The sequence below is a fragment of the Halobacillus litoralis genome (assembly GCF_009856415.1).
GTDB lineage: Bacteria > Bacillota > Bacilli > Bacillales > Halobacillaceae > Halobacillus > Halobacillus litoralis_C.
In genome coordinates, this window is record NZ_WMEZ01000001.1 from 556,928 (window position 1) to 569,225 (window position 12,298).

Here is a 12,298-nt window from a genome sequence, read left to right on the forward strand (position 1 = left end):
GTGGAGGCAGACTTATGGCGACAACAAAAGCAAAATACAATATTAAAGCTGTGTCTCAGTTATTGGGAATTCAGCCGGGTACGCTCCGTGCCTGGGAAAGAAGATATAAAATGATTCGCCCATCAAGAAATGAGGCTGGCCATCGTCTGTACACCGATGATCATGTCCGAATTTTAAAATGGTTAATGGAAAAAGTGAACAAAGGATTTACCATATCTCAAGCCGTCTCTTTGTTAGAAAGTAACGAAGATGCGTTGTCGAGTTCTACTCAATCTGAACATAAAACCGAGTTGGATAAAATAGGTGATGAGCTGTTGAACAGCCTTCTCTCCTTTAATGAAAATGATGCGCAACGTCATCTGGATCATGCGTTCAGTTTATTTACACCAGAAACGGTGGCCATTGATATCATCGGTCCTATTCTTGTGAAGGTCGGCGATTTATGGGAGGAAAACAGGATTACAAGTGCCCACGAGCATTTCGCCAGCCAGTTCATCCGTTCAAGGATCGGCATGATGCTTTTGTCTATTCCCGTAGATGGAATGCTGCCGAAAGCTCTGCTTGTTTGTGGTCCTAATGAACGTCATGAATTAGGGCTGCTCATCTTTGCACTGTTTTTGAAACGGAAAGGGTATGATGTCATTTATCTCGGCCAAAGTATTGCTGGGGGAGATATTGATATTGTCATTGATGAAATTGAACCAACGTACATGTTCATGTCCTGTACGCTCAAAAAAAATATTCCCATCACAGTAAGGCTTGCAGAATCTTTACAAAAACAATACCCTGACTTGAAAATCGGTCTTGGTGGATATGCCTATGACCGACTATCTGAACTTGACAAAAAGCGTATCCAACCATTTATCGTAGGAAACTCGAAAAAAGCATGGGAACGTTGGTTGCAGGCAACCTAACGTTTAACACATAGCACATACATGGGAAACGGAATGCACTCTTAATAATGGAACGGAACCTTATTAAAATGAGGGGCCGTTCCATTTTTCACATGGATAACCGTTTGTCCCTTTGCGTTACAGTGCAGGCCGTTAGATAGGATTAGTTTAAGTGTATAGGCGAGTCGTGGATCGATCATAAGAACCTTTCTTTGAGGATGGTTCATTTACATAACCCCTTAAGTGGGATTGGAAAATGTTTGCCCACGCCCAAATCGTTAGATATAATTTGAAAAAAGGTGCCATAATCGCATCAGTCATCATAAGATATAGATAACACATCGTGACAGGGGGGCGATCATGTGCGAGTGGAAAGAATGACAAATGAGAAATTTAAGATTTTCCTTACGTTTGATGATCTCATGGATCGGGGGTTGTCTCGTGAGGAGCTTTGGAGTGATTTACCTAGAGTGCATCGTATTTTCAGCGATATGATGTATGATGCAGGAATCGAACTAGGTGTCGAACTGTCAGGTGTCCTGTTGGTGCAGGTATATCTCCTGCAAGCGCAAGGCATGTTAGTCGTCGTAACGAAAACAGAGCCCGCCGATATAGAAGACGATGAAGATTACATTGAAATGAAAGTCACGTTGGATGAAAGTAAAGAGATGATGTTCTCCTTTGAAGACTTCGAACATGTTATCCGGGCAGGGCAACAGCTTTACCAGCTTGATGTAACCGGAGGCAGTGTTTTCTTTTATCATGACTCCTATTATATGCTTCTTGAAGATGAAGATATCTTTCATTTAGATCAAGATCAAGTGATTGCGCTATTGTCTGAGTTTGCATCCGCTACAGCAGCGACATCGCACCGCTTGATTGAATATGGAAAACAAATCATGGACAAAGATGCATGTCGAACCATCTATAAACATTTTTCATAAACTGCAAGGACGACGCTTCATAAGAGTCGTTCTTTTTTTATGACATAACGATGTCACTGGTACGTTTTTTCGCTATCTGTAGCATTCTTGAGCCTCAGTTTCGGTATGTTTGCGTGGATCTAGGGGCTCTGTGAAACAAGTAGCTTCCCAACCACCTTTGACGTTAACTTTAACAACGAGCCTCGAACACGTCTCGACAAACATTGGAGAGAATGTTGGGGTTGGAGGCTAAGGAATGTAAAATAGTTCAGTGTGTTATTTTTAAATAGAAGCTTGAAAGGGAACATGTTAAGATAAGAGTTGGTGTAAGTTAATTATTATTTAGTGGTCAATGAAATGGAGTGTAACAAATGAAGATTGCGGTTTTATATGGTGGTACATCAGGGGAACGAGAAGTTTCTCTCTCAACTGGAAAGGGAATCATAAAAGCGTTGGAGAACAAGGGACACGAGGTTACGCCGATCGACTTTTCTCCTGAAAAAATGGAGGAAGTACTGAATTTAGACGTGAACCTTGTTTTTATTGGGTTGCATGGACGGTTCGGTGAAGACGGAAAGATCCAAGGTCTTTTAGATATGCTCGGCATTCCTTATGTCGGTTCAGGCGTTTTAGCTTCAGCTCTGGCCATGGACAAAGCGAAATCCAAGCAAATATTCTCCTTGAATGGTTTACACACAGCGAAAAGTGAAGTGTTTGATGTTACGGATCCACAACAATTTTCAATGATCGAGGATAAAATCAAGCAAACGTTCACTCTCCCATTTGTCATAAAACCGAATCAAGAAGGTTCTACTTTAGGTTTAACTATTGTCAAGAAAGAACAGGATATACGTCAAGCGATTGAAACGGCTGCACATTCTGACTCTATGATTCTAGTCGAAGATTATGTCAAAGGTAGAGAAGTGACTGTACCTGTTATGGGATACAAAGGGAAAGAACAGGCCCTTCCTGTGATCGAGATCATTCCTAAGAATGATTATTATGATTTTGATTCAAAATATAAACCTGGAGGCAGTGAACATATCGTACCAGCCAAAGTGAGTGACAAGATGACAGCACAACTTCAACAGGACGCTGTCTTGGCTCACCAGCTACTTGGGTGTGATGTTTATTCACGTGTTGACTTCATTATTAATGAAAACGAAGAACCAGTCATCTTAGAAGTGAATACATTGCCGGGAATGACGCCGACAAGCCTTTTCCCTGATTCTGCTCAAGCAATCGGGTTAAGTTATGACGACCTTATCCAACAATTCGTGGAGCTGTCTTAAATAAATAAGGACACACAAGTGTAAACGTTTACATTATTTCTTTGAAAACGGTTAAAAAAACTGTATTCAGCTTTCCTAATTAGTAGTGAACGTGTATACTATTCACTGAAGAACGAGCCCTAATCGAATGGATTGATATAGGAGGTAAATGGATGGTAGCCGATAAGCCAACAGATTCTGCAAACCAAAATAATGAGAAACTTGATGTGTTGAAATCCACTCAGACGGTGGTCAAAAAGGCACTTGATAAATTAGGTTATCCGAATGAAGTATATGAATTGATGAAAGAACCTGTAAGAATGATGACAGTAAGAATTCCTGTTCGTATGGATAACGATCAGATTAAGATTTTCACAGGCTATCGTTCCCAGCATAATGACGCGGTCGGTCCAACAAAAGGGGGCGTCCGGTTCCACCCGAACGTTTCTGAAAAAGAAGTAAAAGCGCTCTCTATTTGGATGAGTTTGAAAGCAGGCATCGTTGACCTTCCCTATGGTGGAGGTAAAGGTGGAATCGTATGTGATCCTCGCGAAATGTCCTTCCGTGAACTTGAAGGTGTCAGCCGTGGGTACGTGCGTGCCATCAGTCAAATTGTAGGCCCGACTAAAGATATTCCTGCACCAGACGTGTTTACAAACTCTCAAATCATGGCCTGGATGATGGATGAGTACAGCCGGATTGATGAATTTAATAATCCTGGATTCATTACCGGGAAACCTCTTGTTCTTGGTGGTTCCCACGGCCGTGAAACAGCGACGGCAAAAGGTGTAACGATCTGTATTGAAGAAGCGGCCAAGAAAAAAGGAATCAACGTAGAAGGGGCAAGAGTCGTGGTTCAGGGCTTCGGTAATGCAGGGAGTTTCCTAGCGAAATTCATGCATGATCGCGGGGCGAAAGTGATTGGAATCTCAGACGCCTACGGTGGACTTCACGATCCGGATGGACTTGATATTGACTACTTACTAGATCGCCGTGACAGTTTTGGTACAGTCACTAATTTGTTTAAGAATACCATTACAAATGAGCAGCTCTTGGAGCTTGATTGTGACATTCTCGTACCCGCTGCGATCGAGAATCAAATTACTGAAGATAATGCCCATAACATAAAAGCAACCATCGTTGTAGAAGCAGCTAATGGTCCGACGACATTGGATGCTACAAGAATCCTATCCGAACGTGGAATTCTCCTTGTACCTGATGTTTTAGCTTCCTCCGGTGGTGTGACCGTTTCCTACTTCGAATGGGTCCAGAACAATCAGGGTTATTATTGGACGGAAGAAGAAGTGGATGAAAAGCTCCACAAAGTTATTGTCAAAGGCTTTGATAATGTCTATCGGACGGCTGAGACGCGTCGTGTAGATATGCGACTCGCCGCTTATATGGTCGGGGTTAGAAAAATGGCGGAAGCGTCGAGGTTCCGTGGATGGATCTAACTTGATTCTAAGAATGCAATCTCCTATCATGGTTATGATAGGAGATTCATTTTTTATGAAAGCAATCATCCACTATAAACGGTTCGTACACGAAAGTAAAAGCATACCGGGAATCGGAAACTTCTGAATGAAAAGTAGCCGGAGCCTATTAAAAATCGGATTATGGAAACCATACCAGATCAGATCTATATAGCCATGGATTGACCTGTATCGGGAAAGAGGAGTGTTGGTCGTGCAAGAAGAAAAAGTCATCATCATCGGTGGTGGGCCATGCGGAATGAGCGCAGCCATCGAATTGCAAAAAGAAGGAATAGAACCACTCATTATAGAAAAAGGGAACATCGTCAATTCCATTTATCATTACCCTACCCATCAGACATTTTTCAGTTCCAGTGAAAAACTCGAAATTGGGAATATCCCCTTCATAACCGAGCGTCAAAAGCCAGTCCGAAATGAAGCACTGGCGTATTACAGAGCCGTCGCAGGAAGAGAAGATCTCCGAGTGAACACATACGAAAAAGTAACGCAAGTGGAACGAAATGACCACGGATTCGTCATCCATTCAGATAAAGAAGACGGTGGAGGGAAAAGTTACCGTGCGAATCAAATCGTCATCGCTACTGGATATTACGATCAACCGAACTACATGAATGTTAAAGGTGAAGATCTATCAAAAGTGATGCACTATTTTAAAGAGGGACATCCGTATTATAAAAAGAACGTCGCAATCATCGGTGGGAAAAACTCTGCAGCCGATGCTGCGCTGGAATTAGAAAAATCAGGGGCACACATTACTGTTCTTTACCGTGGTGAAGATTATTCGAAAAGTATTAAGCCATGGATTCTCCCTCAATTTGAAGCATTGGTCAACAAAGGCATCATAGACATGGAGTTCTGTGCGAATGTTAAAGAAATCACCAAGGATGAAGTGGTCTATGAATGTCATGGTGAGGAAAAACGGATTGAAAATGATTTCGTGTTTGCTATGACGGGATACCGCCCTGACCATGCCTTCCTCACAAAAATGGGAGTAGAAATGGATGAAGAAACAGGAAGGCCTACGTTTGATGAGGATACGATGGAGACGAATGTCGACGGAATCTATATTGCAGGTGTCATCGCAGCTGGGTATAATAACAATGAAATTTTCATTGAGAATGGCCGTCATCATGGTGGGAAAATAGCAAAAGCTCTTAAAAATAAATAAATATTATAAAAGCCTGGGGTCCATAGACTCCAGGCTTTTGTATAGGCACAGGCCTCAACTGAACATATGTTCAAGTTCAGTCATATTTGTGGTCAATTCGAGGGCGACCATCAGTTTAATGCGGGCTTTTGGTCCAGTAACACCGTTAGCAAAAATAATACCCATGTCCTTCAGTTGACGTCCACCACCTGGATAACCGTATGTATCCTGGACAATTCCTTGATAGCATCGTGAGACTAGAACAATGGGAATCTCATCATCCAATGTACGCTTTAAAGCATCTACTGTTTCTGGTGGTAAATTTCCTTGCCCTAAAGCCTCAATGACAAGGCCATCCACCTTACTTTCCCGTACAGCGTCGATCAGAGTCCCATCCATACCTGCGTAAGCTTTAATGAGGGCCACTTGTTTTCCTATCTTTTGAATCGGATAGGAATCCCGGCGAGTCATTTTATGGTGGAAAAACACTTCCGTCTTTGTAGTAATTCCGATCGGACCATATTGAGGGCTTTGGAAAGTCGCTACATTACTCGTACTGGTTTTGGTCACGTTTTTAGCTGTGTGAATTTCATCGTTCATGACAACAAGCACACCTTTGTCCTGCGCCTCGTCACAATTGGCTACCCTGATTGCACTTAATAAGTTATACAGGCCATCTGATCCAATTTCATTACTTGAACGCATGGCCCCTGTAACGACCACAGGTTTTCTTGTCTGCAAAAACAGATCTAGAAAATATGCGGTTTCTTCTAATGTATCTGTACCATGAGTGATCACGATGCCATCATAATTTTTCTTAGACATTTTCTCATGGATGGCTCGCCCCAGTTTGAGCATGTGATCCGGTCGGATATGCGGGGAAGGGAGGTAAAACAAAATTTCGTCTTCAATGACTGTGTTCCCTTTAAGCATAGTCGAGATCTCATCCAAAGGATGTTTGGACGACGTATTGACTTCACCTGTTTCTTTGTTTTCCTTCATCGATATTGTGCCGCCTGTGTGAATGACTAGTATACGCTTCATACTTACACCATCTTCCATTTAAATGTTCCTTTTCTCATACCTTCATGATACGATGAAACGTAGGTGAAAGAAAGAGAGAGGGTTGAGAAATATGGCCATATTGACTGTCGCTATATCTCCTGCCGTGGCCATCATGACATTTATATACTTAAGTAAACGGATCGAATTAGAGCCCCTTCCTTTAATTATCCGTATGTTCATCATAGGCGTAATCATGGTTTTTCCTATCATGTTCATTCAGTATGCTTTCGAAACTGAAAACGTATTTCATTCGTCATTCATGAAATCTTTTTTCCTAGCTGGATTACTTGAAGAATTCTTCAAATGGTTCTTTTTGTTATTTGTGGCGTATCGCCACTCTGATTTTGATCACCATTATGATGGGATCATATACGGGGTGGCTGTCAGTTTAGGGTTTGCAACGATCGAGAACATCATCTATATCTTTCAAAACGGAATTGAAATAGCCTTCTTACGTGCAGTTTTCCCTGTTTCCTCCCACGCTCTGTTCGGCATCATTATGGGGTACTATATGGGAAAAGCAAAGTTCAGGACGAATCGTTCGAATTTGTGTTTAGCGTTTGGGTTGGTCATTCCTGTAGGGCTTCACGTCATTTATGATTATATTATTACCGTGAAAGAAATGACATGGATGTATTGGATTACACCTTTTATGATTATTTTGTGGCTGATCGGGCTGCGTAAGATCAAGATAGCGAATCAGCATCATGAGAAATTATTAAAACCATGAAGAACAGCCATCGAGCTGTTCTTTTTTATTTATCAAATAATAATTCTTATACAAAAATGTATTTGTACAATATGGCAGGATTGTGGAAGACTCGATCTCGAGATGTTTCGGGGTTCGTTGCTAAGTTGAGCCTGTGGGGTGGCTGGGAAGCAACTCGCCTTCTAGTGGGGGGAATGGCGCGCTACCGCGGAAAGCGAGCCATTCCCTGTAGCCCCCATTCACTCACCAGAAGTCTCGAAACTGAGTCTTTCACAATCGGGAGCTTATGTAGAATATACGAATAATGATGTACTTTTTTTGTTAGTTGAGTGCAGTAATGAAAGTATGCATAATCTTTTGGTTCTGTTAAAAACTACCCCTATAACTAAACTATTGGGTCAGGGGTGGATATTGGATGGTATGGAAGAAGACGATGGTCGTTTTTTTGGGTTTAGCCTTGTTGCTTTTCCCTTTATCAGAGTTGACCTATGTCAAGCCTGTCCTAGGTTTTTCAAATCAGGTCATTCAGCAAGGGGCCACGGGTGATGATGTCATTGAACTTCAATCCAGGTTGCAATATTTAGGTTTTTACAACGGGGAAATCGATGGAGTTTTCGGTTGGGGGACCTACTGGGCGGTTCGTAATTTTCAGTATGAATTTGGTCTGGAAATTGATGGACTCGTGGGACAGGAAGTAAAAAATAAGCTGAATAAAGCCAGTAACTATGATGAGGGCTACGTGAAAGAACAGATTCGAAAAGGAAATGATTTCACGCATTATGGAGGTACTCCGAAAGCTCAACAAACAGATCAAGGAAACCAACAGCAGCAACAAAATCAACAACAAAATCAGCAACAACAACAAAACCAACAGCAGCAACAGCCTGAGGAACCGACAGCCGTCAATGTTCCAAGTGGCTATTCACAAAATGACATTCAGTTGATGGCGAATGCTGTTTATGGAGAATCTCGCGGAGAACCTTATGTAGGTCAAGTGGCAGTTGCGGCTGTCATACTAAACAGGATCCAAAGTGCTTCCTTCCCTAACAATGCTTCTGGGGTCATTTTTGAACCTCGTGCTTTTACAGCCGTAGCGGATGGTCAAATTTGGCTGGAGCCGAATGAACAGGCAAAAGAAGCGGTTATGGATGCAATTAATGGATGGGATCCTTCCGGTCAAGCTTTGTATTATTTCAATCCGAATACGGCTACATCGGACTGGATCTGGACAAGACCGCAAATCAAAAAAATCGGTAAACATATTTTCTGTAAATAGGAGGTGGGCGTATGGGTAAATGGATCGCCATCATATTACTAAGTATTACTACGGTCGGTGCAGGCATTTGGGGCTACAAAGAAAATCAGGACAAAAATGCTATCTTGATCCAAGCTGAAAACAGTTATCAAAGGGCATTTCATGAACTGACTTACAATGTCGATCTTCTCCATGACAAAATCGGTTCAAGCTTAGCGATGAATTCTCGAAACCGGTTATCCCCCCAACTCGCTGAAATATGGAAGATTTCTTCTGATGCAAGTTCAGATGTAGGCCAACTGCCACTGACACTTCTTCCTTTTAATAAAACGGAAGAATTCTTACACGACATCGGTGAGTTTACTTATCGGACAGCTGTTCGAGACCTGGAAAAGAAACCTCTCAGTGAAGAGGAGATTCAGATGCTTGAGGAGCTCCACAAAAAGTCGGGTGAAATTGAAGGGGAACTTAGAAAAGTACAAAATGTCGTAATGAAGGATAATCTAAGGTGGATGGACGTTGAACTTGCGTTAGCTACAAACGATGAGGTCGGAGATAATACCATAGTCAATGGATTCAAGACAGTAGAAAAATCCGTGGATGGCTTCGAAGGATTCGTGACGAATACCAGTCTTGGTTCCTCAGGCCCGGAGAAAAGCTTCCGACACCTCAAAGGTGAAAAAATCGATGAAAAACAAGCGAAGAAAATTGCCAGTCAATGGCTGGAAAAAGTATCCACAGATAAGCTGACGATTACGAAATCAGGAAAAGGCGCCGATGTACCTATGTACACCGCTTCCTTCCAAAACGGTGATAAGAACGGCTACATCGATTTGACGGAAAAAGGCGGACATCCTTTGACGATTATGATCAGCCGTGAAGTGGGAGAGCCTAAAGTCTCGCTATACGAAGCTTCTGAAAAAGCGAAAGAATATGCGAAGGGCCTGGAAATATCGAATTTGGAGCTCGTCGAAAGCAATCAATATGACAACATGGGTGTATTCCGTTTCCTCTACACGCAAAATGATGTCAGGTTCTTCCCTGATTCCGTAGTGGTAAAAGTTGCGCTTGATAACGGGGAAGTGCTGGGTATGAGTTCACGTGATTATTACAACTACCATAGCGAGCGAGAACTCAATGAACCTGAAATCTCATTGGATGAAGCGAGGGAAAAAGTGAATCCAAATGTTGAAATTCAGGAGAATCATCTCTCTGTGATTGAAAATGATATCAACGAACAAGTGCTTTGTTATGAATTCCTGGCGACCATGGAAAATACAACCTACCGTATCTTTATCAATGCCACCAATGGACAAGAAGAAAAAGTGGAAACATTGAAGAAGGCGGAGATGAAGTTCAACCAGGAGGTCTAAAAAAGAACCCTTTGAATAGGGTTCTTTTTTTTATATCTTTAGACCTACAATCTTCCTTTTTTTAGAGAGACATGAGATAATATCATCATGTTTATAGAGGAGGAGCATGATGGAGAATTTGAAGGTGGGGACGCCTCTGACACTGGAGTTGAAAAAATCAGAAGTGGATGAAGTCGATCATTACAAGTGTAAATTGGTGGACTTTGAAGATAGTAAAATTTACATTGATTATCCTGTACATACAAAAACGGGCCGGACAGGCTTTTTTCTGGATGGCACCCAATTCCAAGCAAGCTTCGTCGGTCAAGACCAGTCCGTCTATTGGTTTAAGACAGAAGTGATATCAAGGGAAAAAAGGAATATTCCCGTCATCGGCTTATTTTTCCCGGGTTTGGAAGAATTGAATAGGGTCCAAAGACGCCAATATGTCCGTGTCGATGCATCTGTGGATGTAGCTGTTGAAAAGGATGACCGTTCTTTTTCTACCATCACGAATGATATTAGTGGAGGAGGCGTAATGGTCGTACAAACCCGCTCTGAAAAATTAGCGGAAGAGGAGAAGATCGATATGACTCTTGTCCTTCCTATGAATGGAGGAGAGACCCATTATGTGTTTGCCAAAGGCCAGGTAATCCGAGTCATACCGTCGAAAGATTCCCAGCCTGAAAGGGTTTCTATTGAATTTATCGATATTCATGAAAAGGACAGACAGTTAATTATCAAATATTGTTTTGAACAGCAAATGCTATCACGGGTGAGAGCACTCAAATAAAATGGATTTTCATAGTCGAATTGTGTTATTCTTGACTTTGATCATTAAGCAAAAATTTCAGAGAAAACGCGCTGTGCCAGTGCGTTTTTTCTTTGATAAGACAGATGGAGGATACGGATCGTATGAACACAATGACAATTGCCATTGACGGCCCAGCGGCAGCCGGAAAAAGTACTGTAGCAAAAAAAGTCGCAGAAAAGCTCTCTTTTATTTATGTGGATACAGGTGCTATGTACCGAGCATTGACATGGAAGGCTTTGAAACATGGCGTTTCGCTTGAAGATGAAGCTGGTCTGGCTCGGCTTTTGAGTCAATCTGATTTGAACCTCGTACAAAGTGAAGAAGGACAAAGGGTCATCCTCGACCAACGCGATGTCTCTGAGGAAATCAGGACAGCGGAGGTCACTAATCAAGTGTCGATCGTTGCAAAGCACAAAAACGTTCGCGAAGAAATGGTGCAAAGACAACAAGAACTCGTCAAAGACAAGGGTGTGGTCATGGATGGCCGTGACATCGGAACCCACGTGCTTCCAGACGCCGAAGTGAAGATCTTTATGATCGCTTCTGTCGAAGAAAGAGCAGAAAGGCGTCATAAAGAAAATCTCGATAAAGGTTTTCCGTCCGACCTGAAGCAATTGAAAGAAGAAATTCGTAAACGTGATGAAATCGACTCCAATCGAGAGATTGCACCATTGGTGAAAGCAGAAGATGCGATCGAGATCGATACAACATCCATGAATATCGACGAAGTAGTCGAGGGGATTCTAAATATCGTGAATGAGAAATGGGAGAAGGGGGAGCAGGGATGACTCTATATAAATTAGGAAAAGCCTTGTGCAGCATCATCTTATATCCGATGTACAGAATTAAAGTTGTCGGAAAAAAGAACATTCCTGCAAAAGGTCCAGTCATTATTTGTTCCAATCATATCTCCAATGTGGACCCACCGGTTGTAGGTATAACAAGCAGTCGAAATATTTACTTCCTTGCGAAAGAAGAGTTGTTTAAAAACCCTGTCATCGGGGGTATATTGAAAAAAGTCCATGCTTTTCCGATCAAACGCGGCATGAGGGATAGGAACGCCTTGAGAAAAGGTCTGGATATATTAAAAGAAGGTCATGCACTTGGACTATTTCCCGAAGGAACAAGGCAGAAAAGCGGGGAAATCGGCAAAGGTCTTGCCGGAGCTGGCTTCTTTGCATTGAGGTCTGAAGCTGCGATTGTCCCTTGCGCAATCATCGGTCCATACAAGAAATTCAAGACATTGAAAGTGGTTTATGGAGAACCGATTGATATGACGGAATATCGAGAACAGAAGGCTTCTGCCCAGGTTGTGACAGATCGGATCATGGAAGAAATCAGACAATTGCATAAAATTCATCAATGATGAGGCGTAA

At 42.2% G+C, this 12,298-nt stretch carries 13 protein-coding genes; 11 read left to right on the forward strand and 2 right to left on the reverse strand.

Annotation, left to right across the window (positions count from 1 at the left end; all coding sequences use genetic code 11):
* Positions 1-14: 14 nt before the first annotated feature.
* Positions 15-914, forward strand: coding sequence for a MerR family transcriptional regulator (locus tag GLV98_RS03030; protein WP_160911967.1), 900 nt, complete (start codon positions 15-17; stop codon positions 912-914).
* 41 nt (positions 915-955) lie between these two features.
* On the opposite strand, the gene GLV98_RS03035 is transcribed toward GLV98_RS03030, so the two are convergent.
* Positions 956-1,120, reverse strand: coding sequence for a hypothetical protein (locus tag GLV98_RS03035; RefSeq protein ID WP_160911969.1), 165 nt, complete (start codon positions 1,118-1,120; stop codon positions 956-958).
* A gap of 135 nt (positions 1,121-1,255) precedes the next feature.
* Here GLV98_RS03035 and GLV98_RS03040 point away from each other — a divergent pair, with 135 nt between their 5' ends.
* The 4 genes from GLV98_RS03040 to GLV98_RS03055 all read left to right on the forward strand — a co-directional run bounded on the left by GLV98_RS03040 (position 1,256) and on the right by GLV98_RS03055 (position 5,748).
* Positions 1,256-1,837, forward strand: coding sequence for a genetic competence negative regulator (locus tag GLV98_RS03040; protein WP_160911971.1), 582 nt, complete (start codon positions 1,256-1,258; stop codon positions 1,835-1,837).
* Positions 1,838-2,187: 350 nt separating this feature from the next.
* The gene (locus tag GLV98_RS03045; protein ID WP_160911973.1) at positions 2,188-3,108 is read left to right on the forward strand and encodes a D-alanine--D-alanine ligase family protein; all 921 of its coding nucleotides are present in this window, start codon (positions 2,188-2,190) and stop codon (positions 3,106-3,108) included.
* A 152-nt stretch (positions 3,109-3,260) separates the two neighbouring features.
* Positions 3,261-4,541: a Glu/Leu/Phe/Val family dehydrogenase gene (locus tag GLV98_RS03050; protein WP_160911975.1), complete on the forward strand. Its 1,281-nt coding sequence runs from the start codon at positions 3,261-3,263 to the stop codon at positions 4,539-4,541.
* A gap of 232 nt (positions 4,542-4,773) precedes the next feature.
* Positions 4,774-5,748: a YpdA family putative bacillithiol disulfide reductase gene (locus tag GLV98_RS03055; protein ID WP_160911977.1), complete on the forward strand. Its 975-nt coding sequence runs from the start codon at positions 4,774-4,776 to the stop codon at positions 5,746-5,748.
* A 54-nt stretch (positions 5,749-5,802) separates the two neighbouring features.
* On the opposite strand, the gene GLV98_RS03060 is transcribed toward GLV98_RS03055, so the two are convergent.
* Positions 5,803-6,771: an asparaginase gene (locus tag GLV98_RS03060; protein ID WP_160911980.1), complete on the reverse strand. Its 969-nt coding sequence runs from the start codon at positions 6,769-6,771 to the stop codon at positions 5,803-5,805.
* A 91-nt stretch (positions 6,772-6,862) separates the two neighbouring features.
* Between GLV98_RS03060 and prsW the strand changes: the two genes are divergently transcribed.
* The 6 genes from prsW (at position 6,863) to GLV98_RS03090 (ending at position 12,288) form a co-directional block, all read left to right on the forward strand.
* On the forward strand, positions 6,863-7,522 hold the full coding sequence (gene prsW / locus GLV98_RS03065; protein WP_160911982.1) for a glutamic-type intramembrane protease PrsW: 660 nt from the start codon (positions 6,863-6,865) through the stop codon (positions 7,520-7,522).
* A 394-nt stretch (positions 7,523-7,916) separates the two neighbouring features.
* The gene (gene sleB, locus GLV98_RS03070) at positions 7,917-8,777 is read left to right on the forward strand and encodes a spore cortex-lytic enzyme (RefSeq protein ID WP_160911984.1); all 861 of its coding nucleotides are present in this window, start codon (positions 7,917-7,919) and stop codon (positions 8,775-8,777) included.
* Between the two features lie 11 nt (positions 8,778-8,788).
* Positions 8,789-10,129: a germination protein YpeB gene (gene ypeB / locus GLV98_RS03075; RefSeq protein ID WP_160911986.1), complete on the forward strand. Its 1,341-nt coding sequence runs from the start codon at positions 8,789-8,791 to the stop codon at positions 10,127-10,129.
* A 109-nt stretch (positions 10,130-10,238) separates the two neighbouring features.
* Positions 10,239-10,901, forward strand: coding sequence for a flagellar brake protein (locus GLV98_RS03080; RefSeq protein WP_160911988.1), 663 nt, complete (start codon positions 10,239-10,241; stop codon positions 10,899-10,901).
* A gap of 122 nt (positions 10,902-11,023) precedes the next feature.
* Positions 11,024-11,710 (forward strand): (d)CMP kinase, encoded by a 687-nt coding sequence (cmk, locus tag GLV98_RS03085; protein ID WP_160911990.1) that lies wholly within the window; start codon positions 11,024-11,026, stop codon positions 11,708-11,710.
* Complete coding sequence (locus tag GLV98_RS03090; RefSeq protein WP_160911992.1) at positions 11,707-12,288, forward strand: lysophospholipid acyltransferase family protein; 582 nt, start codon at positions 11,707-11,709, stop codon at positions 12,286-12,288. Before cmk ends, GLV98_RS03090 begins: the two co-directional genes overlap by 4 nt.
* The last annotated feature ends 10 nt before the right edge of the window (positions 12,289-12,298 follow it).